Here is a 21669-nt window from a genome sequence, read left to right on the forward strand (position 1 = left end):
TGTCGAGGGACTTGTCAGAGAGTTGCCGCGCGTATTTGCGATACTCCAGAAATCGCCGCTTGAGGCGCGCATTGCAGGGCTAAATCGGTGCCGACCGGTCCTGGCCGGAAGCGGAAAAACAAGGGGGCCACTGTCCACCACCTTATGATCTTGGGACAAGTCTTGTTGAACTCGGGCACGAGCTGCTGCCGACAGAGGTTGGCATGGGAGTCATTGGCCGCGATCCGCAATTCAATCGGCTTGTTCGCGGTTCCCAACCCGTCCTGAGCCTGCGCCGCAATCGGAACCGCCGCCATGGCCAAGCCAGTCAGCGCGCGCCCCATGACCCCGGCCACGCCAGCTCATCCGCGCCGACGCGCCCCGGTCCCCCTCCAGCAGCCGCTGCGACACAGAGCCGAGTTTACCGGTTTCAGAGCTTGACCTAAAGATATGGAACCATATGGCACATATGGCACATATGGCACATATGGTGGAGCTCGAATGGCATTCGTCAAATCCGCAGAGCGCGTTTTTTTCATTCTCGAAATGTTCGAAAAAACCCGGGCGCCAATGACATTGCACGATGTGGCCAAGACCCAGGGCTGGCCGACTTCTTCGACGGCGGCACTGCTGAAAACCCTGGTCAAGCTCGGCTATCTGGATCACGATCGCTATACCCGGACCTATTTCCCGACAATGCGGATTGCCGAACTCGGTCGCTGGGTGGATCGCGAGATTTTCGAGGATCCGACGATCTTTAATCAAATCAACGTAATGTCAGAAGCCACCCAGGAGGCAATCACCCTGGGAACCCAATCCGACCTTTACACCCAATACGTCCATGCTGTGCCCAGCTCGCTGACGTTTGCCTATAACCCGTCGATCGGGTTCAGCCGGTTATTGGCCTTTTCCGGGCCAGGCTGGCTGTTGCTGGGGCGGCATAAGGACGAGCAGATCGAAAAGCTGGTGCGGCGCATGAATGCCTTGCCGAATTCCGGCTATCCGCGGGTTGACCTGGATGTGCTGATGCGCCACGTGGAAACCGGGCGAATGCGCGGCTGGACCTATTCGCGCAACCTGGTCTACGAGGGCGTCGGGGTGATCGCCTTCAACATGCCGCAGGGCCGTCACAAACGCTATTTCACCCTGGCCATTCACGGGCCGCTTAATCGCCTTGACGAAAAGCAGCCCGAGATATTCCGCCTGATGGCGGATTTTATGGGGCGCTTTGAATAGCCGCCTTGTCACGACTGTCCCGGTTGTCCAGCCAGACCAGCCCGACCAGAACCACGCAGGCGATGCCACCGACCACCGTGCCCCAGATGCCGGGATAGCTGAAGGCAAAGCCCGCCATCGCCAGCGGCAGCCGCAAGATGGTCCGCACCCGGCCAAACCCCAACAGATAGCCCTCAAGGCCACCTGCCAGAATGGTGATCCCGATGATCACCGAGGGCAGCACATAGATCAGCGGCGTCAGATCGCCCTGCAGCACCAGCGATGGCTCGAACAGAAAGAACAGAGGCACGAAGTAGATCACCACCCCCAGCCGCATCGCGGTGAACGAGCTCTGCATCGGCTTGGCCCCGGCGATGGTCGCGGCAAGAAAGGCCGCCGCGCCGACCGGTGGCGTGATCACTGACAGCATCGCGTAGTAGATGATGAAGAAGTGCACCGCGATTTCGTTCAGCCCGCCGATCTCGATGATTGCTGGCGCCAGGGTGACGGCGAGAAAGATATAGGCCACGATGGCCAGCCCGGCCATGCCCATTACAAAACAGGCCAGCACCCCCAGCGCGATGATGAGATAGACGTTGTCGCCGCCCGCCTGCACCAGCGACGAGGTCATCGACCCGGTCACCCCGGTGATTGTCAGACCTGACACCACAAAGGCGATGGGCAGGATGATCGCAGCCGATTGCGCGATCAGCACCCCGATGGCACGTATCGTTTCGAAAATACGCAATGGGGTCATCATCGTATCTTTGCGCAGAAAGCTCAGCACGAACATCAGCACACAGGCATACCAGGGCGCGTAATATTCCCAACGCATGTAGAGCAGGCCCCAGGTGAGAAAGATCATCACCAGCAGATAGGGCCAGCCGCGTTTCATCACGTCCCGGCCCTTGGGCAACTGATCCGCCGACATGCCCTGCATCCCGGTCTTGGCCGCATAGGCGTCAACCTGCAGCATCAGTCCGAAGTAATAGAGAAACGACGGCAGGATCGCTGCGATCATCACCGTCGCGTAATCTACCCCGATGGTGATCGCCATGACAAAGGCAATCGCCCCCATCACCGGCGGCATCACCACCCCTCCGGTCGAGGCGCAGGCCTCGATTGCGGCGGCGTAATGCGGCGGGTAGCCAACCTTTTTCATCGTCGGAATGGTGATCGACCCGGTGCCCGCGATGTTGGAAAAGATCGACCCGGAAAGCGATCCGAAAAAGCCCGAGGCGACAATCGACACCTTGGCCGGGCCACCGCGATATTTGCCGAAGCCCGCATTGGCCAGATCGATAAAGAAATCCCCGGCCCCGGTGGCCAGAAGCACCCCGGCAAACACCAGAAAACCCAGGATAATCTCGGCCACAACCTTGGTGGTGACCCCCATCAGACCCTCGGTGTTGAAGACATGGTATTCGATCATCCGGTCAAAACTATAGGGAATGCCCATCATTATCCCGGGCAGCCGGTCGGCGATCAGCGGATAGAGCCCAAGCACGATCACCACGACCAGAAACGGGATACCGCCTGACCGCCGTGCCAGTTCCAGCATCAGCAGATAGATCAGGATGCCGAACGGCACACTCACCCAGCCGGACTGGACCATGTCCCAGGCATGGGTGGAAAACCAGAAACTGATGACCATGATCGCCCCCCCGGCAACCAGATCATACCAGGGCACGTTCTTTTGCCCCTTGAACGCGGGCAGCGCGACAAAGGAGGCGGCGCCAAAAAGACCAATGAAGATCCAGTAATACTGGGCCTCCAGCATGAGGCCGCCAGTTGCCTGCAAACCAAATATATAGTTGATGCCAAGCGCCAGCCCGGCAACGCAGAGCACGACGAACAGGATGCTCTGCCAGGAAAACAGCGCGCCGAGGCGGGTGATCTCACCCTGAGGCATCGCCTCTTCCTCGATTACTGGTTGTGTCATGGGGGACGTGGTTTGTGTCATTTCGATATGCCTGAGGCTGCCGCAGCGTTGCCGCGCGGTATTTTGGAAAACCGTTCTGGGGCGGTCGCGAACGACCACCCCAATCGCCGACAAAGCTTAGAGGCGCGACCGGAACTCGGTCAGACCTTTGGTGTGCTTTTCCAGAATCGCCAGATATTCGGGATTCTCGAAATTGATCTCGACCTTCTGGTTCCGGGCGTCTTTCAACGCCGCGTCACGGGCCGCAATCCAGGCATCCATGGTGGCAATCGCTTCGCCGTTCCACTTGTCGTCAGCATCGGTCCAGACACCGATTTCCCTCAGATAACGCACAGTGCCCGCATGCACAGGCATCGGAGTCCGATCAAGGTAGCCACGCCACAATTCGCGGCTCATACGCGCCGCCAGCATGTGGGTTTTTGAGTAAGTGGCAAAACTCGTGTCGAACCATTTCGCCATGTGATAAACGAAATCCTCGTCCGCATCGGTCGGCACCGTATAGACAAAGTTCGAGGTTGCCCCGGGCACGCCCTTGGCGCTGGAAACGCCGACGGTGAAGGTCGCAGGCACCAACATCGGGTTGAAGCTCAGATAGGCGGCCCAACCGGGATTGTCCGCCGGCATCGGCAGCCAGCGGATCGAACCGGGCGCCGCTTCCATTTCCGACAACACCGACGAGATCGGCGAGCAATAGGCAATATCGGCCTTGCCCTCGACCACGGATTTGCAGTTCTCGCCATAGGACGAGGTCGGAACATAGGTGATCTTGCTGTCCACCTCTTCCTGGGTCATCCCCAAGTAAGCGGGCATACCAACCTTGACCGCATCGGTCATCGCTGGCGATGACGCGGCCTGGGCAAATTTCAGCCCGCCCTTTTTAAGATCTTCAAGCGCCGTCACACCGGATTTGCCGCTGGTGACAAAGCCCCAGGGCGTGTCGTTGTGGTGCCAGATCATCCGCATCGATTTCGCGGGCACCGCCGCATAACCGCCGATCCCCTGGATTTGAAACCGCATTTCCGAGGCCGAGACCGAGGAAATCTGAATGTCCCTGCGATCGACCAGCCGTTTGTAACGCTCAGGCTCGGCCCCGTTCGGAACCACCCGCACCGTCATTCCGGTTTCCTGTTGCATCACCGGCGCCCAGCCATTGGTCGAGGCGAAGGACCCGGTCGAGGTGCCAGGCGTGCCAATGACCAACAGCCGTGGCCATTTGAAATCGTCCTGCGCCGCGAGCGGCGTCGCCAACAGCATGGCAACCAACGCCAATCCGGTAATTGCCCGGTTTTGAACTTTGAATTTCATGTATTCCTCCCATTCATTTAAGGTTTTCTTGCGAAACCTCAAATGCGTTTACAGGCGGTTTTACTGATCCTTTGAGACACCTGAAAAAGGCATGCACATCTCGAAAACAGCTCCGCCTTGAAATAAAGTTACTCGGCGGAATTGCATCCAGCAACATGGGCAATGGCTATATACATATGTATATTCAGCCGACATTAAAATACATATGTGGAAATGAAGGCTGACGGAATTTTCCATGCAAACAGCCCGAGGCCACTGCTACGGGTCAAAGCCATATGATTCGAATGCTTCGAAAATCCATGGAGTTCCAAACACTTGACTGGCTGTCGACCGGGTCAATTTTCCAAAGGCACCCCAGCCCGATGTGGTCAGTCCCGATGCGCCATGCCAACACCGGCTCGCGACCTCGCAACCGCTGACCCTGAACCAGGTAGGCTTCGAGCTTCGGATGCGCGCAATCCCGCCGATACATATTTCTATGTTTTCCGCGCGGGCGCCGATTTGGCCTGTTTGAAGGTGACCACAGACCTAACACCCTGCCATCAATCTAAGTGAGATCGCCAATACGCATTTACGCACGGATCATGTCGCCTTCGATTGATGCGGCTGACAGTTTTGACCGGGGAAACGGACCGGTCTGGCGGGCCGCCCCTAGGCCTCCTGACCTGCCGCCCGCCGCGAAAACAGGCAGCCGCCCAGGAAGGTGCCCTCCAGCACGCTATACCCGTGATAGCCGCCGCGACCGGCCCGGCCAGACCGGTGCCGATCACCTCGACATCTGAATGGGCAGCCATACCCCCCCCTGACCGCGGCCCTATACCGGGGCCCGTGCTGACCACATTGGCCGCGCCTGTCAGTCTTTGATCTGCCCGGTGGCGGCGCTAGAGGTTGGACAAGACCACCAGCCGCAGCCCGATCACCGCGAACAACAGCAGCGTCAGCCACCACATGCGCCGACGCTCGCGGGCATAATCGGGGCGGCGCAGAAATCCGGCAAAGCTTTTCAACGTCGCGCCCAGACCGGGAAACATCCGCCCGCTCTCTGTCACCGCATCCCGGCGCAGGCGAAACAGCACGGCGTAGGCCAGATAGGTCCAGAGCGCGAAGATCGCCCCGGCAACCACCAGCCAGAAAATTGCGAGAATGCTCATTCGTCCTGCCTTCCGACCAGCCTTCACATTGCGTGGCATCAGGGTAGCCATTCCCGCCCGCCGCGCCAGACCCTTCCGCTTTCAGTCGCATCCGGCTATGCCAGCCGCATGGCCCGCACCATCCTGTTCAACAAACCGTTCGACGTGCTGTCGCAATTCACCGACCGGGGCACCTCCGGCAGCAAGCGGCGGACCCTGTCGGATTTCATCGACATCCCCGGGATCTATGCCGCCGGGCGGCTGGACCGCGACAGCGAGGGGCTGCTGGTGTTGACCGATGACGGCAAGTTGCAGGCGCGGATCGCCAACCCGCGCCACAAGACGCCGAAAACCTACTGGGCCCAGGTCGAGGGGCTGCCGGATGAGGCGGCGCTGACGGCCCTGCGCGCGGGCGTCACCCTGAACGACGGCGCCACCCGTCCGGCCCAGGTGCGCCGGATCGACCAGCCACCGGCACTTTGGCCGCGCGACCCGCCGATCCGTCAGCGTCAATCGGTGCCCGATTGCTGGCTTGAGATCAGCATCAGCGAGGGGCGCAACCGGCAGGTGCGACGAATGACGGCGCATGTCGGGCACCCGACCCTGCGGCTGATCCGCGCGCAGGTCGGCCATTGGCACCTGGGCGGGCTGCGCCCCGGCGACTGGCGCGATGCCTGAGGCTTGGATTGCCTGGATCATGGGATTCTGGCATAAGAAAACACAACAACGCCCCAAAAAGTCGGTTCGAGGCGCAGCGAGCAGAGCATGAGTTTCCATCCCCGTGTGGCCCCCCCGCTGGTCGGGCTGCGCGCCTCCAGCATCCGGCTGATCCTGGCGATGATCGCGGTGCTGATCGCGGTCACCGCAGCGCAGATCGGGCTGCCTGGCCTGCTCGGCCAATCGGCGGCCTTTGTCGATTTCCATGTCTTTCACCTGGCCGGGAAACTGGCGCTGTCGGGCAATCTGGCGCAGGCCTATCACAGTGCCGATTTCGCCCCGTTGCAGCAAACCCAGCCCGGCTTTTCCGCGTTCATGCCCTATACTTACCCGCCGCAATTCAACCTGATCGCGGCGGTGCTGGCGCTGCTGCCACAAGCGCTGGCCTATCTGATGATTGTCGGTGGTGGCTTTGCCGCCTGGCTCTTGATCCTCAACCGTCTCGGGATAGCCCAGGCCGGGGGCGCGGCGCTGATGGTGCTGCCCGCCGCGGTGGTCTGCGTGCGCTATGGCCAGAACGGGTTTCTCAGCGCCGCGCTGATCGGCGGGTTCTGCCTGTGGTCGCTGCGCGGCCGCGCCCTGGCCGGGCCGCCGCTCAGATCGGCAGCGCGGTGGTCGATTTGATCTCTTCCATCGACAGAAGAGCGGTGACGTTATGCACCTTCACCTCTGAAATCAGCGCCTGATAAAAGGCGTCATAGGCCCGCGCATTGCGCACCCGGACCTTGAGGATATAGTCGATTTCCCCTGCCAGCCGATGCGCCTCTTGCACCTCGGGGCGCTTGTTCAGGGTGTCGAGAAATCGCGCCTGCCAGTTCGCGTCATGTTCCGAGGTTCGGATCAGCACAAAGAAACAGGCTTCGAAACCCAGCAACTCGGCGTCCAGAATGACCGTCTGCGCGCCGATCACCCCCGCCTCGCGCAATTTGCGGATCCGATTCCACACCGGGGTCTTGGATGACCCGACTTTTCGGGCGATTTCGTCCAGCGACTGGCCCGCGTCCTGCTGCAATTGCGAAAGGATTTTCCGGTCGGTCTCATCTAGGCGGACGGACATTTCCAACTTCTCCGGTTTTTCGGAACATCCGACCTTGGAGTGCCCCAGATTAGAACAGAGTTCTTATTAAATCGCCCTACTGGCCATGTAATGGGAATATTTCCTAGATTGGCGGGCAAGTCAAACTGATCTGAAAGAGGTGTGCCATGCGGCACTTTCCGATCTTCGTGAATATGGAACAGGCCCACATCGTGATGTCGGGCGGCGGCGCGGCGGCGCTGGCGAAATTGCGGCTGCTGCTGAAAACCCCGGCACGGATCAGCGTCTTTGCCGAGGCACCCGCGCCCGAGCTTGTCGACCTGGCCAATGCCGGCCGGATCGCGCTGCATCGGCGCGCATTGCACCCCGAAGATTTGGTCGGCGCGCGGTTGGCCTATGCCGCCGATGAGGACGCGGCGCACGATGCCCGCACCGCCGCGTTGGCCGCCGAGGCCGGGGTTCTGGCCAATATCGTCGACGATCTGAACGGCAGCGCCTTTATCACCCCGGCGATGGTCGACCGTGATCCGGTCTGCATCGCGATTGGCACCGAAGGTGCCGCCCCGATGCTGGCCCGGCAGATCAAGGCCGACCTTGAGGCCCGCTTGCCGACCAGCCTGGGGCCACTGACCCGCGCCGCGCAGACCTTTCGCAAGGCGGTGGAGCGGCTGCCCGCCGGGCGCCGTCGCCGCGCCTTCTGGGCGGAGTTCTTTGATCGCGACGGGCCCGAGGCCTTTGACGCAGGCGGCGCCCTGGCGCTCGACCCGGCGCTGAGCCTGCTGCTTGACCGGCACCTGACGGCGACAGCGCCAGCGGGGCAGATCACCCTGACCTGGACCGGCTCTGACGATCCCGACCTGCTGACCCTGAAGGCGCGCAAGGCGCTGGATCGGGCGGATGTGGTGATCCACGATGCCGCCATCGCACCGGCGGTGCTGGAGCTGGCCCGACGCGAGGCGCGGTTCATCGCGCTGAAGCACCCGGTCGACGTGCCGCCGATGCCGCGCCTGCTGACCGCGCAGGCCGCCGGGGGCACCGCTGTCCTCTATATCTCGGCCACACCGCTGCCCGATGCCCTGATCGAGGGCTGCCGCGCCTCGGGCCTGCCCGTCACTGACATTCCCGGCCTGCCGGGCCACGCCCGCCCCCCTGCCCTGAAGGAAACCGCCTGATGTCCCGCGCCTTTATCCCGAAAGTCGTGACCGCCAACGCCCTGATCGAGGGCGATGTGGTCTATCTCACCGCCGATGACCGCTGGTCACGTGACCTGGCCGAGGCCGAGCTGATCAACGATCCGGCGCATGCGGATCTGCGGCTGCTTGAGGCAGAGCGGCGCGGCGGCGAAATCGTCGGCGCCTATCTCGCCGATATGGCCCCCGGCGCCAACGGCCCCGAACCGCGCCATTTCCGCGAGGATTTCCGCCGCACTGGCCCGTCCAATTATTTCCATGGCAAGCAGGAGGAGTGCGCGTAACCCGCGCCAATCCGCAATGTATCAATACAACGATTTCGACCGCGCCTTTCTGGCCTCGCGCAACGATCAGTTCCGCGACCAGGTGCAACGCCGCATCGACGGCTCATTGACCGAGGACGAGTTTCGGCCGCTGCGGCTGATGAACGGGCTCTATCTGCAATTGCACGCCTATATGCTGCGGGTGGCGATCCCCTATGGCACGCTCAATTCTGCCAAGATGCGGCAGCTGGGGATGATCGCCGAACGCTGGGATCGCGGCTATGGCCATTTCACCACCCGGCAGAACATCCAGTATAACTGGCCGAAACTCAGCGAGGTTCCCGATATCCTCGACGCGCTGGCCGAGGTCGGGATGCATGCGATCCAGACCTCGGGCAACACCATCCGCAATGTCACCGCCGATCATTTCGCCGGGGCTGCGGCGGATGAAATCGCTGATCCGCGCCCGGTGGCCGAGTTGATCCGGCAATGGTCCACCGACCATCCGGAATTCCAGTTCCTGCCGCGCAAATTCAAGATCGGCGTCACCGGCAGCCCCAATGATCGGGCGGTGGTGAAATCCCATGACATCGGCCTCAGGATGATCCGCAACGATGCGGGCGAGCCGGGGTTCGAGGTGTTGGTCGGTGGCGGTCTGGGCCGCACCCCGATGATCGCCAAGGTGGTACGCGCGTTCCTGCCGCGCGCCGATCTGCTGCCCTATCTCGAGGCGATCGTCGGCGTCTACAACCTGCTGGGACGCCGCGACAATAAATACAAGGCCCGGGTCAAGATCACCGTGCATGAAAACGGCATCGACAAGATCCGCGCGATGGTCGAGGAAGAATTCCTTAAACGCAAGCCGCTGTTCTCGGGCGTCGATCAAGAGGTTTTGGGCGATATCGAGGCGCAATTTGCCCCGCCCGCATTCAAATCCGCACCCATCGACGCTTTTGACGCCGCCTATGCCGCCGATCCGGTGTTCCGCGACTGGTGCGATACCAACCTGGCCGAGCATAAGGCGCCAGGCTATGCCATCGCCTCGATCAGCCTCAAGAAACACGGTGCCACCCCGGGCGACGCCAGCGCCGAACAGATGCGGGTGATGGCCGATCTGGCCGAACAATTCGGCCATGATGAGCTGCGGATCAGCCATGAGCAGAACGTGGTGCTGCCGCATATCCACAAATCCGACCTGCCCGCTGTGCACGCGGCTCTGAAATCCGCCGATCTGGCGACCGCCAATATCGGTCTGATCAGCGATATCATCGCCTGCCCGGGCATGGATTATTGTTCCCTGGCGACGGCTCGGGCGATCCCGGTGGCACAGGAGATCGCCGAACGGTTCAAGGCGCTGAAGCTGGAGCATGACATCGGCCCGCTCAAACTCAAGATCTCGGGCTGCATCAACGCCTGCGGGCACCACCATGTCGGCCATATCGGCATTCTGGGCCTCGACCGGGCCGGGGTGGAGAATTATCAGATCACCCTGGGCGGCAATCACACCGAGGATGCGGTGATCGGCGAACGGATGGGGCCGGGTTTTGCCTATGACGAGGTGACCGATGCGATCGAGCGTATCATCCGCACCTATCTGGCCGAACGCAGCAGCCCGGCGGAAACCTTCCTCGACACCTATCGGCGGATCGGGACCGCGCCGTTCAAGGCGGCACTCTATGATAAGGAAACCGTCGATGCCTGAGGCCGCGCTGGATTTCAGCGGCGAGGCCCCCGCGGCCCAAGCCGCCCGGATCGCCGATCTGAACGCGCGCTATGAGCATCACGGCGCGACCGCGGTGCTGGAGCGCGCGCTGAAGGATCCGCAGGCCGGGCGGCTGACCCTGGTCTCATCCTTTGGTGCGGAATCGGTGGTGCTGCTGCATCTGCTGTCGATGATCGACCGCAGCACCCCGGTACTGTTCATCGACACGATGCTGCTGTTCCCGGAAACCCTGGCCTATCAGCAGGAGCTGGCCGAGCGGCTGAATCTGCGCGACGTGCGGGTAATCCGCGCCGATGATATCGCGCTGGCCCGGCAGGACCCGGACGGAACCCTGCATCAATTCGACACCGATGCCTGCTGTGATCTGCGCAAGACCGTGCCGCTGCAACGGGCGCTGGCCGGTTTCGACGGCTGGATCACCGGGCGCAAACGGTTTCAGGGCAGCACCCGTGCGACACTGGAATTCTTTGAGACCGATGGCCCGACCCGGATCAAGGTCAACCCGCTGGCGCATTGGGCGCCCGAAGACGTGCGCGCCTATATGGACGAAAACCGCCTGCCACGGCATCCTCTGGTGGCGCGCGGCTATCCCTCGATTGGCTGTGCGCCCTGCACCTCACCGGTGGCGGCAGGCGAGGACCCCCGCGCCGGACGCTGGCGCGGCCAGGACAAGAACGAATGCGGCATCCATATTGTCGATGGCAAGGTGGTGCGAAGGAGTGACCCGATGACTGACCCTGTGAGCGAACCGACACCCCTGGCAGCAAATGCGCCGGAACCGGTGCCGGAACCGGTGATCGTCACCGATACTGGCTTTGCCAGTGATGATTGGGCCGCGAAGGCGGTGCTCGACCTTGGCTCTGACACCGATCCGGCCGCTGTCGACCTCGGCAGCGCGCCCGGGCTGATCCGCATCGAGTTCCCCAGCTTTTCGGATGGGCGCGGCTTTTCCATCGCCCGGCAGCTGCGGCTGCGCGGCTATCAGGGCCGGTTGCGGGCCAAGGGCCATGTGATCGCCGATCAATATACGATGGCGCGGCGCTCGGGCTTTGACGAGGTTGAAATCTCCGCCGATCTGGCCACCCGCCAGCCCGAGGCGCAATGGCGGTTCCGCGCCAATTGGCAGGTCCATGACTATCAATCGCGGCTGCGGCAGGGCTGAAACACTTTCCATTTACGGAATAAGAAACTAGAGGGGGGCCAACAGGCCCTTGAACGAGCATGACCATGACCGACACCCGGACCGACAGCCCCAAACAGCCGAGCCTGCCTGACGCGCAGGTGGTGACCAAGGTCACCCATTGGACCGACCGGCTGTTTTCTTTCCGGGTGACACGGCCCGCGACCCTGCGCTTTCGCTCTGGCGAATTCGTGATGATCGGGCTGATGGGCGACCCCGATCCCAAGACCGGCAAGAGCAAACCCCTGCTGCGGGCCTATTCCATCGCCTCGCCCGCCTGGGATGAGGAGCTGGAGTTCTATTCGATCAAGGTGCAGGACGGCCCACTGACCTCGCGGCTGCAACATATCGAGCCGGGGGACGAGATCATCCTGCGCCCGAAACCGGTCGGCACCCTGGTGCATGACGCGCTGCTGCCCGGAAAACGCTGCTGGTTCTTTGCCACCGGCACCGGCATCGCGCCCTTCGCCTCGCTGATCCGCGATCCGCAGACCTATGAGGATTACGACAAGGTCATCCTGACCCACACCTGCCGCAGTGTTGCCGATCTGGAATATGGCCGGCAATTGGTCGAAACCGTGCGCAGTGACGAAATGCTGCGCGAGCTGATTGGCGACGGGCTGGACAAGCTGGTCTATTACCCGACCACCACCCGCGAGCCGAGCGCCAAGATGGGCCGGGTCACTGACCTGCTTGAGGATGGCACCCTGTTCCGCGACCTCGGCATCACCGATTTCGGGCCGGAACACGACCGGGCGATGGTCTGCGGCTCGATGGGGCTGAACCTCGACATCAAGCGCATTCTGGAAAGCCACGGGCTGCGCGAAGGCGCCAATTCCGAGCCCAAGGAATATGTGGTCGAAAAGGCTTTTGTCGGCTGAAGCCGCGCATGAAATCGCTGCGGCCGCGCCAACGGATCACTGTTAAACCAGCAGGTTTGGCCCCGGGTGGCACAGAAATTGCCGAGTTATTGAAGATGGTGAGACCCATCCGCAAACTCCGGAAAGGGATTTGCCAGGATTTGACGCCATTCCCGTGACGATCCCGAATCTATAAGACAGCACCCCCGTTCCGCGCCCTAGCGCACGACCACCGCCACCAGCGGGCCAGATGGCCTCTCGTGGCTGTGCCAGCCATCCTCTGCCGCGCCGCCGGTGTGGAACCGCGACCCGGCCTCGACCAGTTCGGCCGAGCGCGAGCGCAGCGCGACGGTCGAGGCGCTGGTTTCCTCGAACATCGCGACATTCTGCTGAGTCACATTGTCGAGCTGGTTCATCGCTGCGTTCACCTCTTCCAGCGACACCGATTGTTCCGAGGTCGCATTGGCCACCGTGTCGATCGCCTCGCGCAGCTGGGTGACATAGGCGGCGATTTCGCGGATCGATTCACCGGCCTTGCTGATCTTGTCGGCCCCGGCGCTGATCTCGCCCTCGCTGGCGGCGATCAGGGCGTTGATTTCCTTGGCCGCGTCCGAGGAGCGATGCGCCAGGGCACGCACTTCGGTGGCGACGACGGCAAAGCCACGGCCGCTTTCCCCGGCGCGAGCGGCCTCGACTCCGGCGTTCAGGGCCAACAGATTGGTCTGGAATGCGATGTCATCGATCAGGGCGGTCACCTTTGAGATCTTGGCCGAGGCAGCGACGATCCGGTCCATCGCCGCGACCGCGCTGTCGACCACGGCACCGCTTTCGTCGGCGACCGCCCCGGCACGGTTGGCCATGCCCCGCGCCTCGCCTGAATTTTCGGCCACCGATTTCACCGAGGCGGCCAGTTCGGTCACCGCCGCTGCGGTTTCTTCCAGCGTGGCCGCCTGCATCTCGGTGCGCCGCGACAGATCGGCCGAGGCGGTGGCGATGGCGCTGGCCTCGGAATCGATGCTGCCGGCGTTCGACAGAACCTCGCGGACTAGACGACCAATTTCGCCGACCGCCTCGTTGAACGAGGTTTGCAGCCGGGCAAAGGCGCCGCCAAATTCGCCCTCCATCCGGGCGCCGAGATTGCCGCGCGCCATGTCCTGGATCGCCGCTGCCACCGCATCGATCCCATGCGCGAAGCCGGACATCAGATCGTTGAACTGGCGCGCCAACTCATCCAGATCCTTCTGGCCGAAATCCTGCTCGATCCGGCCCGAAAATTCGCCGGAACTTGCCGCCGAGACCACCAGGGTGATCCGCTCCTGCAAGCATTCCTGTTTGGATTGGCGGATGCGGGCGCTTTCCGCCGCCTGCTGCATCTGGACCTGCAGGGCCTTTTGTTCCTCCAGCAGGCGGGTTTGTTCGCGTGCCATCGCCTCTTGTTCCCGCGCATGGGTTTCGGATTCGGCGCGCAGCCTTTTGTTGTTCTTCAAGGTCTCGGAGAATTGCGCCGCGACACCGGCGATCACCCCGATTTCGGTGCGCGGGTTCTGGTCCGGAAAATCCACGTCGGCATCGCCCGCAGCCAGACGTTTCATCGCCGTAACGATGCGCGCCGCCGGGCGCACCGCGCCGTTTATCAGGGCAAAGGCAACGATGGAGAAGATCGCGATTCCGAGGAAAATCTCCACCCCGCCAACGATCCGGGCGATCCACTTGGTGCGGGTCAGCAATTGACCCAGCCGCCGCGTGGTGGCCTCGACATCCAGAAGCAGCGCCCGGTCGAGCACGGCCAAAGCAGCAATGGCCGGGGCATCATCAACTTCGATCGCCGCATCGATCGCCGCAGCACCGGCGCCCGTTGCAGCGACGTCGCGTGCCTTGCCGAGCCCGACGAGGTAATCCTCAAGAGTGATCTGCAGCACCATCAGCGCATCAGATTCCGCAGAAGACAGGCCGGTTTCCGCACCAATGGCGCGCAGATCGACGATTTCGCCCAATCCGGCGCGGAACCCGACCTCGGCCGCCCTGGCATCGTCGGGGTCCAGGCCCAACACATAGGATTTCAGGTCGTGGATCGCGCCGCCATAGCCGATGCTGCGTTTCAGATCGCGCAGTTTCTGCCCCTTGCCAATCGGCACCGCATCCGCGACGGCGAGGCGGGCGATGATCCGATCCAGCGAAGCCACCGCCGCCGCGTCATCGACGGCCAGAAGATCGGGCATCACCGCAGCGACACGCGACATTTCCATCTTGGCCAGCCCGCTTTCATAGGTCTGAACCACGGCGCGGAGGATCGCCACATCCTCGGCGCTGTCGCGGTCGAGCGCCGCCACGTCGTCCAGCGCCGCAAATGCCGCACCAATCCGCCGCCGCGCCCTGTCGGAATACTCGATCCCGCCCCGGATCATCGCGTTTTGCAGATTGTGGATCATCCCGCCATAGCCGAGGGCGGCGACCAGATTGTTCACCGCCGATTCCAGCGGATTGGCCCGAGAGCTGAGAAGATGCGCCTGATCCTCGGATTTCTCGACCTCGATCAGGATCACCGCAAAGGCGCCGGTGAACAGCAGGGCCAAAACCATGGTGATTGAGATAATGCCAGTGGCGAGCAGGCGCAGCGACAGGCGAGACAGCAGTGATCGAAACAAGGGAAGCCTCCAGAGCTATTCCGGGGCAGCTAATCGCCTTGGTGTGAAGGTTCGGTTGACTGGACTCGGGTCGCCCGGTCCGAAACTAGGATCTATTTGAAAGACCCAGCGGGCCGGCCAGCCTATTTCCCGGCTTCCAGCGCCGCGATCCGCGCCGCCAATGCCGCGTTTTCTTCGCGCGCTTTTTGCGCCATCGCCCGCACCGCGTCGAATTCCTCGCGGGTGACAAAGTCGCGATCCGCCAGCCAGCGGTCGATCATCGACTTGAACGCGGTGTCGGCCTCGTCCTTGGCGCCCTGGGCAACGCCCATCGCATTGGTCATCAGTTTCGACATATCGTCGAAGAATTTCGAACGGGTCTGCATCCGGCCCTCCGGTCATGGCTTTGTCTTTATATGCGCTGCACAGCACCGCGCCGCAAGGTTGACTTCGTCTGCCGCCACGGCGACAGATGCGCCCATGCAGGCGGTCATTTCATTTCCCGATATCGCACCCGAGCTGGTTTCGATCACCCTGTTCGGGATCGAACTGGCGCTGCGCTGGTATGCGCTGGCCTATATCGGCGGCGTGGTCCTGGGCTATCTGCTGATCCGGCGGGCCCTGGCACGCCCGACGCTCTGGCCCGGCAACACCGCGCCAATGGACCGCGAGGCGCTGGAGGATCTGCTGTTCTGGCTGGTCATCGGCATCATCGTCGGCGGGCGGCTGGCTTTTGTTTTGCTCTATCAGCCGGGGTATTACCTGTCGCATCCCGGCGACATCATCAAGCTGTGGCAGGGCGGCATGGCGTTTCACGGCGGCTTTGCCGGGGTCTGCGTCGCGACGCTGATCTGGTGCCGGGCCAAGGGCGTATCCCTGGCCAGCACCGCCGATGCCCTGGCATTGGTAGCGCCGATCGGCATCGGGCTGGGCCGAATCGCGAACTTCATCAATAACGAGCTTTGGGGGCGGCCAACCGATGTGCCCTGGGCTGTCGCCTTTCCCGGGCCAGCGGCGCAGAATTGCCCCGGTGTCATCGGAATTTGCGGGCGGCACCCTTCACAGCTTTATGAGGCCGGGCTTGAGGGGCTGCTGCTGGGGCTGATCCTGGCGCTGGCGGTCTGGCGCTTTGGCGCGTTCAGACGGCCCTGGCTGACCACCGGGCTGTTCCTGACCCTCTATGGCCTCGCCCGGTTCTTCGTCGAATTCTTTCGCCTGGCGGATGGGCAATTCATCAGCCCCGACAACCCCTATGGCCATGTGCTGCGGCTGACCGACAGCCTTGGCATCACCATGGGTCAGCTGCTGTCGCTGCCGATGATTCTGATCGGGCTGGCACTGGTCGTCCTGGCGCTGCGTCGCGCGCCAGTGACATGAGCGCCAGTGACATGAGCCGCGGTGACATGGACCTGCGCGCCATCCTGCTGCGCCGGATCGCCGCCGAGGGGCCAATGCCGCTGTCCGATTACATGGCGGCCTGCCTGCTGCATCCGGTGCATGGCTATTACACCAGCCGCGATCCGCTGGGCCGCGACGGCGATTTCATCACCGCCCCCGAGATCAGCCAGATGTTCGGAGAGCTGATCGGCCTCTGCCTGGCGCAGAGTTGGCTGGACCAAGGCGCGCCGTCGCCGGTGACCCTGGCCGAGCTGGGGCCGGGCCGGGGCACGCTGATCGCCGATGTGCTGCGCGCCACCGCGCATGTGCCGGGGTTTCACGCCGCGGTCGAGCTGCATCTGGTCGAGGCCTCGCCGGTGCTGCGCGCCCGTCAGCAGGCGGCCTTGGCCGGTCATCCGGCACATTGGCATGACCAGGTCAGCGAACTGCCGGAACAGCCGCTGCTGTTGATCGCCAATGAATTCTTTGACGCCCTGCCGATCCGCCAGTTTCGCCGCAGCGGCGACCTCTGGCGCGAAACCGTGGTCGGGGCGACGGCAGGCGCGCTGAGCCTGGGGCTGTCGCCGCCTGCCCCGATTGGCGCCTTGCAGCACCGCCTGAGCGACACCGCCGAGGGCGATATTGTCGAGATCTGCCCCGGTGCCGCCGCCATCGCCCAGGCGATCAGCACCCGGATCGAAACCCATGGCGGTGCGGCGCTGATCGTCGATTACGGCGATTGGCACGCCCTTGGCGATACCTTTCAGGCACTGCGCGGCCACGCCCCGACCGATCCGCTGGCCGATCCCGGCACCGCCGACCTGACCGCACATGTCGATTTCGAAACGCTGGCCGACGCCGCCTCGGCCCACAGCCTGCTGACACCGCAGGGGGTGTTTCTGGAACGGCTGGGGATCACCGAGCGCGCGCAGCGGCTGGCCGATCGGTTGAGCGGTGACGCGCTTTCCGGTCACATTGCCGCACATCGCCGCTTGACCCATCCGCAGGAAATGGGGACGCTCTTTAAGGTGATTGCATTTTATCCAAGCCAGGCCAGCCCGCCGCCGGGGCTTGAAGCCATGAGGCTGCAGACCCGGGGACCGCAGGCATGACGCTGGAAATCCTGACCTCCGACGCGCTGGCGCCGATCCGGCACGGGTTCTTTACCCGGCGCGGCGGCGCCTCCTCCGGCGTCTTCGCCGGGCTGAACTGCGGCCATGGATCCTCTGATCTGGCGGAAATCGTCGCCATCAACCGCAACCGGGTGGCCGAGGCGATGCAGACGACATCCGCGGAGCTGCAGGGGCTGCATCAGGTCCATTCGGCCCGTGCCGTGGTGGCCGATCCGACCCGCGACACCCCCGAACAGGCCGACGGGATCGTCACCGATCAGCCCGGCATGGTGCTGGCGGTGCTGACCGCCGATTGCCAGCCGGTGCTGTTTGCCGATGCCGAGGCCGGGGTGATCGGCGCCGCCCATGCCGGGTGGCGCGGGGCGCTGGACGGGGTGCTTGAGGCGACGATCGAGGCGATGGAAACCCTCGGTGCCGCGCGCGACAGGATCACGGCGGTAATCGGGCCGAGCATCAGCCAGGCCGCCTATGAGGTCGGGCCGGAGTTTCTGGACGACTTCCTCGCCGAGGATCAGGCCAATACCCGGTTCTTTGCCAATGGCCACGGCGACCGGATGCTGTTCGACCTGCCCGCCTATGGGCTCTACCGGCTCAGGCGCGCCGGTGTGGGTCAGGCGGAATGGACCCGGCATTGCACCTATTCCGACCCCGACCGGTTTTATTCCTATCGCCGCACCACCCATCTGGGCGAAGCCGACTACGGACGGCTGATCTCGACCATCCGGCTGTAATCACGTCACACTTGCGGCAAATCGCGCCCGGATTCTGCCTGAATTCGCGACATCACGCGCCGGGTTTTCCACCAATACCCTTGTTTTCATGGCTTTGACCCGCTGCCTTGATTCATAGGGGCAACCATCAAAGAAAAATCAAAGATTCGAAAAATAGTCTGTTTTTGCCCTTCGTCGGCCCCAAACCAGCGGCATCCTGGACCTATCGCACCAGACCCCCGGTGCCAGATAGTGGAAGGAACTTTCCGATGCGGACGAAACAAAAACGCTGGATGAAATCGGTGATCGAAGCCTCCAAGGCCGACTATGCGCCGCTGCCGTTCCACCGCGGCACCCGCAAATCCCTGAACGTCCGTCGCGATGCCGCCACCCCAAAGGCCGCCTGAACCGCATCGCCTGTGGCCAGGGCCTGACCGGGCTCCTGGTAGACGCGGACCGATCCGCAGTTAACTCCATCGAAATCTTGACGCCTTCGTCACGACAGTGATTCGGCGCAAATGTGGCCGCATTGCGGCCCAATGTGGCCAGATTGTGGCCCTACCCCGGCGTTCGGAAACGAAGCGGATCCGCACCTGCGGATTACCCCTCGCATCGTGCACAATGCCTGCAATTCTTTGACTTTTGGCCAGTTTCTAGGCACATTTGACCCATTGCTGCACGACTGTCCGTCTGTCGTTGCTGGTGGGGGCCAGCGCGGATGTGACACCCAATTGAACGGGTTCACACATGACGATATCTCCTCGCGCCTTCGGGCACGGTTCCCTCCCGGCTGAGCTGTCCTTAGCCAAACGTCGCGGCCCCTTGCTGCGCCGCTACACCAACGCCACGATCGGGGTGAAGGGGTATGAGCGGGTCAGCGAACATATGGCCCCGGCCACGGCGGAATTTGAAAACGCCTTCAACGCCTTTGCCCGTGGCACCCTGATCTCCACCCCGGACGGGCCGCGCGCGATCGAGGATCTGCGCCCCGGCCAATTGGTGGAAACCCTGGAAAACGGCCCCCAGGCAATCACCTGGATCGGTTCGATGACCCTGGTGCCCAGCGCCCCGGTGGTGGATCCGGCACAATCGCGCCTGACCCGGATCACCGGCGACCGGTTCGGCCAGGGCAAACCGGCCTCTGATCTGATGGTCGGCCCCGGTGCCCGGATGTTGCATTCGCCCGACATGCTGCGCGATGACGAGTTGCGCGGCCAGTCCTACACCAGTTTTACCGATTTCGTTGACGGCGACAGCGTGTTCGAGGTGGTGCCGCCGGCGGCGCTGGAAACCTTCCACCTGTGCCTCGCCCAGCATGCCACGATCTTTGCCAATGAGGTCGCCGTCGAATCCTATCACCCCGGCTATCACCTTGCGGAAACCATGGGCCCGAACAAGTTGGCGCTGTTCGTGTCGCTGTTCCCGCATCTGGATGAATTGGCGGATTTCGGGCTGCTGGCGCATCCGCGCATGTCACTGCGCACCCTGATGATGAAGCAATCCGCCGCCTGACCTGGCCACGCGTGCACTCTGCGGCCCTTCCCGCCGGGCGGGGCCATTTGCGTTAACCTGGGTCGGTTTCAGAGGGGATCAGGTGGCCCGGATCAGACGGGTTGGCTCAAGCTGTCCGGCTCAACCGGTCCTCGAGCACATCAAACGGCACCCCCGGCTCATCCTTGGCGCAGCGGATCACCAGCGAGGTCTTGACGCTGGCGACATTGTCGGCGGCGGTCAGTTCCTCGGTCAGGAAGGTCTGAAAGGTCGATAGGTCGGGCGCGACGCATTTCAGGATGAAATCCACCTCGCCGTTCAGCATGTGACATTCGCGGACCAGCGGCCAGGCACGGCAGCGCTCTTCAAAAGTCGAAAGATCCGCTTCGGCCTGGCTCAACAGCCCGACCATGGCAAAGACCTGCACCTCGAAACCCAGCACCCGTGTGTCGACATCGGCGTGAAAGCCGCGAATGAATTGCTGGTCCTCCAACGCCCGCACCCGACGCAGGCAGGGTGGTGCCGAAATCCCAACCCGCCGGGCCAGTTCGACATTGGTCATCCGACCGTCTGCCTGAAGCTCGGCCAGGATCTTGCGGTCAATCGGATCGAGCCGGGCACCGGCCATATGCTACCCTCCCAGGATTGCGTTTGTTATATCCATACCGCCCGTCCGCGCAACAATATTTCGCGCTGGCGCAACATTCCATTCGCAGCATGCCCGCCAGCGGCATAGCCGCTGTGCCCCGGTTGCGCCGCCGCCGCCCCGCGCCTAGATAGACCCGGCTGACAGAGGAGAGTCCGACATGGCCGAGACACGCAAAACCAGGGTTCTGATCATCGGATCCGGACCGGCAGGCTATACCGCCGGAATCTATGCCAGCCGGGCGATGCTGTCGCCGATCCTGGTCCAGGGGATCGAGCCGGGCGGCCAGCTGACCACCACCACCGAGGTCGAAAACTGGCCCGGCGACACCGAGGTGCAAGGCCCCGACCTGATGATCCGGATGGAAGCCCATGCCAAGGCGATGGGCTGTGAGGTCATCTCGGATATCATCACCTCGCTCGATCTCTCAAAACGTCCGTTCGAGGCCAAGGCCGACAGCGGCGCGGACTTCATCGCCGACGCGGTGATCCTGGCCACCGGCGCCCGCGCCAAATGGCTGGGCCTGCCCTCCGAGGATGCGTTCAAAGGCTTTGGCGTGTCCGCCTGCGCCACCTGCGACGGGTTCTTTTATCGCGGTCAGGAGATCGTGGTGATCGGCGGCGGCAACACCGCCGTGGAAGAGGCGCTGTTCCTGACCAATTTCGCCTCCAAGGTGACGCTGATCCACCGCCGCGGCGAATTGCGGGCGGAAAAGATCCTGATCGACCGGCTGATGAAGAACCCAAAGATCGTACCGCTCTGGCATCACGAGCTGGAAGAGGTCGTCGGCGACGACAACCCCAAGGGCGTCACCGACGTGAAGGTCAAACATGTCGAGACCGGCGCGATCACCGAGATTCCGGCCAAGGGGGTGTTCGTCGCCATCGGCCATGCCCCGGCCAGCGAATTGGTCAAGGATCAGCTGGAGTTGCATCACGGCGGCTATGTCAAAGTGATGCCGGGATCGACCGCGACCAGCATCCCCGGGGTCTTTGCCGCCGGGGATCTGACCGACCATGTCTATCGCCAGGCGGTGACCAGCGCCGGTATGGGCTGCATGGCGGCGCTGGATGCCGAACGGTTCCTTGCCGAAGCCGAAGATTGACCGAAAAACCCCCGGTCTGAATGCCCGAATTCGCCGTGATATT

Annotated in this window: 22 protein-coding genes and 1 pseudogene; 15 read left to right on the forward strand and 8 right to left on the reverse strand. The window is 62.9% G+C overall.

Annotation, left to right across the window (positions count from 1 at the left end; genetic code table 11):
- Nucleotides 1-14: 14 nt before the first annotated feature.
- Complete coding sequence (locus tag P1U48_RS03060; RefSeq protein WP_301067079.1) at nt 15-335, reverse strand: hypothetical protein; 321 nt, start codon at nt 333-335, stop codon at nt 15-17.
- A 145-nt stretch (nt 336-480) separates the two neighbouring features.
- Between P1U48_RS03060 and P1U48_RS03065 the strand changes: the two genes are divergently transcribed.
- A complete protein-coding gene (locus P1U48_RS03065) occupies nt 481-1215 on the forward strand; it encodes a helix-turn-helix domain-containing protein (protein ID WP_301067081.1) in 735 nt (244 codons plus the stop codon).
- Here the strand turns inward: P1U48_RS03065 and P1U48_RS03070 are convergent.
- The 3 genes from P1U48_RS03070 to P1U48_RS03080 all read right to left on the reverse strand — a co-directional run bounded on the left by P1U48_RS03070 (nt 1196) and on the right by P1U48_RS03080 (nt 5592).
- Nucleotides 1196-3136 (reverse strand): TRAP transporter fused permease subunit, encoded by a 1941-nt coding sequence (locus P1U48_RS03070; RefSeq protein ID WP_301067083.1) that lies wholly within the window; start codon nt 3134-3136, stop codon nt 1196-1198. The two genes, P1U48_RS03065 and P1U48_RS03070, sit on opposite strands and share 20 nt — an antisense overlap.
- A gap of 117 nt (nt 3137-3253) precedes the next feature.
- Nucleotides 3254-4441, reverse strand: a complete 1188-nt coding sequence (locus tag P1U48_RS03075; RefSeq protein ID WP_301067085.1) for a TAXI family TRAP transporter solute-binding subunit — start codon at nt 4439-4441, stop codon at nt 3254-3256.
- Nucleotides 4442-5322: 881 nt separating this feature from the next.
- Nucleotides 5323-5592: a hypothetical protein gene (locus tag P1U48_RS03080; RefSeq protein WP_301067086.1), complete on the reverse strand. Its 270-nt coding sequence runs from the start codon at nt 5590-5592 to the stop codon at nt 5323-5325.
- Between the two features lie 108 nt (nt 5593-5700).
- Between P1U48_RS03080 and P1U48_RS03085 the strand changes: the two genes are divergently transcribed.
- The gene (locus P1U48_RS03085; RefSeq protein ID WP_301067088.1) at nt 5701-6249 is read left to right on the forward strand and encodes a pseudouridine synthase; all 549 of its coding nucleotides are present in this window, start codon (nt 5701-5703) and stop codon (nt 6247-6249) included.
- Nucleotides 6250-6336: 87 nt separating this feature from the next.
- Nucleotides 6337-6912 (forward strand): glycosyltransferase family 87 protein, encoded by a 576-nt coding sequence (locus tag P1U48_RS03090; RefSeq protein ID WP_301067091.1) that lies wholly within the window; start codon nt 6337-6339, stop codon nt 6910-6912.
- Here P1U48_RS03090 and P1U48_RS03095 read toward each other — a convergent pair.
- Complete coding sequence (locus P1U48_RS03095; RefSeq protein ID WP_301067092.1) at nt 6884-7345, reverse strand: Lrp/AsnC family transcriptional regulator; 462 nt, start codon at nt 7343-7345, stop codon at nt 6884-6886. The genes P1U48_RS03090 and P1U48_RS03095 overlap by 29 nt on opposite strands.
- Nucleotides 7346-7491: 146 nt before the next feature.
- On the opposite strand from P1U48_RS03095, the gene P1U48_RS03100 reads away from it, so the two are divergent.
- The 6 genes and pseudogenes from P1U48_RS03100 to P1U48_RS03125 all read left to right on the forward strand — a co-directional run bounded on the left by P1U48_RS03100 (nt 7492) and on the right by P1U48_RS03125 (nt 12561).
- Nucleotides 7492-8496 (forward strand): NAD(P)-dependent oxidoreductase, encoded by a 1005-nt coding sequence (locus P1U48_RS03100; RefSeq protein WP_301067094.1) that lies wholly within the window; start codon nt 7492-7494, stop codon nt 8494-8496.
- A complete protein-coding gene (locus P1U48_RS03105) occupies nt 8496-8798 on the forward strand; it encodes a DUF2849 domain-containing protein (RefSeq protein ID WP_301067096.1) in 303 nt (100 codons plus the stop codon). Before P1U48_RS03100 ends, P1U48_RS03105 begins: the two co-directional genes overlap by 1 nt.
- 16 nt (nt 8799-8814) lie before the next feature.
- Nucleotides 8815-10479: a nitrite/sulfite reductase gene (locus P1U48_RS03110; protein ID WP_301067098.1), complete on the forward strand. Its 1665-nt coding sequence runs from the start codon at nt 8815-8817 to the stop codon at nt 10477-10479.
- A pseudogene (locus P1U48_RS03115) lies at nt 10472-11215 on the forward strand (phosphoadenylyl-sulfate reductase); the annotation flags it as partial. The gene P1U48_RS03110 and the pseudogene P1U48_RS03115, both read left to right, overlap by 8 nt.
- A 12-nt stretch (nt 11216-11227) precedes the next feature.
- Nucleotides 11228-11662: a DUF934 domain-containing protein gene (locus P1U48_RS03120; RefSeq protein WP_301067300.1), complete on the forward strand. Its 435-nt coding sequence runs from the start codon at nt 11228-11230 to the stop codon at nt 11660-11662.
- A 65-nt stretch (nt 11663-11727) separates the two neighbouring features.
- On the forward strand, nt 11728-12561 hold the full coding sequence (locus P1U48_RS03125; RefSeq protein WP_301067101.1) for a ferredoxin--NADP reductase: 834 nt from the start codon (nt 11728-11730) through the stop codon (nt 12559-12561).
- A 197-nt stretch (nt 12562-12758) separates the two neighbouring features.
- On the opposite strand, the gene P1U48_RS03130 is transcribed toward P1U48_RS03125, so the two are convergent.
- Together P1U48_RS03130 and P1U48_RS03135 are read right to left on the reverse strand one after the other, a co-directional pair.
- The gene (locus P1U48_RS03130) at nt 12759-15185 is read right to left on the reverse strand and encodes a methyl-accepting chemotaxis protein (RefSeq protein WP_301067103.1); all 2427 of its coding nucleotides are present in this window, start codon (nt 15183-15185) and stop codon (nt 12759-12761) included.
- A 122-nt stretch (nt 15186-15307) separates the two neighbouring features.
- Nucleotides 15308-15550 (reverse strand): accessory factor UbiK family protein, encoded by a 243-nt coding sequence (locus P1U48_RS03135; protein WP_301067105.1) that lies wholly within the window; start codon nt 15548-15550, stop codon nt 15308-15310.
- A 94-nt stretch (nt 15551-15644) separates the two neighbouring features.
- Here P1U48_RS03135 and lgt point away from each other — a divergent pair, with 94 nt between their 5' ends.
- The 5 genes from lgt (at nt 15645) to P1U48_RS03160 (ending at nt 19896) form a co-directional block, all read left to right on the forward strand.
- Nucleotides 15645-16541: a prolipoprotein diacylglyceryl transferase gene (lgt, locus tag P1U48_RS03140; protein ID WP_301067107.1), complete on the forward strand. Its 897-nt coding sequence runs from the start codon at nt 15645-15647 to the stop codon at nt 16539-16541.
- A gap of 11 nt (nt 16542-16552) precedes the next feature.
- Entirely contained in the window at nt 16553-17653 is a 1101-nt protein-coding gene (locus P1U48_RS03145; RefSeq protein WP_301067109.1) for an SAM-dependent methyltransferase, read from the forward strand.
- On the forward strand, nt 17650-18405 hold the full coding sequence (gene pgeF / locus P1U48_RS03150; protein ID WP_301067111.1) for a peptidoglycan editing factor PgeF: 756 nt from the start codon (nt 17650-17652) through the stop codon (nt 18403-18405). The genes P1U48_RS03145 and pgeF overlap by 4 nt, the downstream gene beginning before the upstream one ends.
- Nucleotides 18406-18653: 248 nt before the next feature.
- On the forward strand, nt 18654-18791 hold the full coding sequence (locus P1U48_RS03155) for a hypothetical protein (RefSeq protein WP_301067113.1): 138 nt from the start codon (nt 18654-18656) through the stop codon (nt 18789-18791).
- Between the two features lie 415 nt (nt 18792-19206).
- The gene (locus P1U48_RS03160; protein WP_301067116.1) at nt 19207-19896 is read left to right on the forward strand and encodes a Hint domain-containing protein; all 690 of its coding nucleotides are present in this window, start codon (nt 19207-19209) and stop codon (nt 19894-19896) included.
- A 106-nt stretch (nt 19897-20002) separates the two neighbouring features.
- Here P1U48_RS03160 and P1U48_RS03165 read toward each other — a convergent pair whose 3' ends face one another.
- Nucleotides 20003-20503 (reverse strand): Lrp/AsnC family transcriptional regulator, encoded by a 501-nt coding sequence (locus P1U48_RS03165; RefSeq protein ID WP_301067119.1) that lies wholly within the window; start codon nt 20501-20503, stop codon nt 20003-20005.
- A 178-nt stretch (nt 20504-20681) separates the two neighbouring features.
- On the opposite strand from P1U48_RS03165, the gene trxB reads away from it, so the two are divergent.
- On the forward strand, nt 20682-21626 hold the full coding sequence (gene trxB / locus P1U48_RS03170) for a thioredoxin-disulfide reductase (RefSeq protein WP_301067120.1): 945 nt from the start codon (nt 20682-20684) through the stop codon (nt 21624-21626).
- The last annotated feature ends 43 nt before the right edge of the window (nt 21627-21669 follow it).

This window comes from Pseudooceanicola sp. (assembly GCF_029213205.1).
Lineage (GTDB): Bacteria > Pseudomonadota > Alphaproteobacteria > Rhodobacterales > Rhodobacteraceae > Pseudooceanicola.

What these genes read in the sequence shown, in the direction of transcription:
- P1U48_RS03155 (WP_301067113.1), top strand. Translation starts at nt 18,654, where the DNA reads ATGCGGACGAAACAAAAACGCTGGATGAAATCGGTGATCGAAGCCTCC.
- P1U48_RS03165 (WP_301067119.1), bottom strand. Translation starts at nt 20,503, where the DNA reads ATGGCCGGTGCCCGGCTCGATCCGATTGACCGCAAGATCCTGGCCGAG.
- P1U48_RS03080 (WP_301067086.1), bottom strand. Translation starts at nt 5,592, where the DNA reads ATGAGCATTCTCGCAATTTTCTGGCTGGTGGTTGCCGGGGCGATCTTC.
- P1U48_RS03070 (WP_301067083.1), bottom strand. Translation starts at nt 3,136, where the DNA reads ATGACACAACCAGTAATCGAGGAAGAGGCGATGCCTCAGGGTGAGATC.
- P1U48_RS03090 (WP_301067091.1), top strand. Translation starts at nt 6,337, where the DNA reads ATGAGTTTCCATCCCCGTGTGGCCCCCCCGCTGGTCGGGCTGCGCGCC.
- P1U48_RS03125 (WP_301067101.1), top strand. Translation starts at nt 11,728, where the DNA reads ATGACCGACACCCGGACCGACAGCCCCAAACAGCCGAGCCTGCCTGAC.
- P1U48_RS03065 (WP_301067081.1), top strand. Translation starts at nt 481, where the DNA reads ATGGCATTCGTCAAATCCGCAGAGCGCGTTTTTTTCATTCTCGAAATG.
- pgeF (WP_301067111.1), top strand. Translation starts at nt 17,650, where the DNA reads ATGACGCTGGAAATCCTGACCTCCGACGCGCTGGCGCCGATCCGGCAC.
- P1U48_RS03075 (WP_301067085.1), bottom strand. Translation starts at nt 4,441, where the DNA reads ATGAAATTCAAAGTTCAAAACCGGGCAATTACCGGATTGGCGTTGGTT.
- P1U48_RS03110 (WP_301067098.1), top strand. Translation starts at nt 8,815, where the DNA reads ATGTATCAATACAACGATTTCGACCGCGCCTTTCTGGCCTCGCGCAAC.
- lgt (WP_301067107.1), top strand. Translation starts at nt 15,645, where the DNA reads ATGCAGGCGGTCATTTCATTTCCCGATATCGCACCCGAGCTGGTTTCG.
- P1U48_RS03120 (WP_301067300.1), top strand. Translation starts at nt 11,228, where the DNA reads ATGACTGACCCTGTGAGCGAACCGACACCCCTGGCAGCAAATGCGCCG.
- P1U48_RS03135 (WP_301067105.1), bottom strand. Translation starts at nt 15,550, where the DNA reads ATGCAGACCCGTTCGAAATTCTTCGACGATATGTCGAAACTGATGACC.
- P1U48_RS03145 (WP_301067109.1), top strand. Translation starts at nt 16,553, where the DNA reads ATGAGCCGCGGTGACATGGACCTGCGCGCCATCCTGCTGCGCCGGATC.
- P1U48_RS03105 (WP_301067096.1), top strand. Translation starts at nt 8,496, where the DNA reads ATGTCCCGCGCCTTTATCCCGAAAGTCGTGACCGCCAACGCCCTGATC.
- P1U48_RS03100 (WP_301067094.1), top strand. Translation starts at nt 7,492, where the DNA reads ATGCGGCACTTTCCGATCTTCGTGAATATGGAACAGGCCCACATCGTG.
- P1U48_RS03085 (WP_301067088.1), top strand. Translation starts at nt 5,701, where the DNA reads ATGGCCCGCACCATCCTGTTCAACAAACCGTTCGACGTGCTGTCGCAA.
- trxB (WP_301067120.1), top strand. Translation starts at nt 20,682, where the DNA reads ATGGCCGAGACACGCAAAACCAGGGTTCTGATCATCGGATCCGGACCG.
- P1U48_RS03095 (WP_301067092.1), bottom strand. Translation starts at nt 7,345, where the DNA reads ATGTCCGTCCGCCTAGATGAGACCGACCGGAAAATCCTTTCGCAATTG.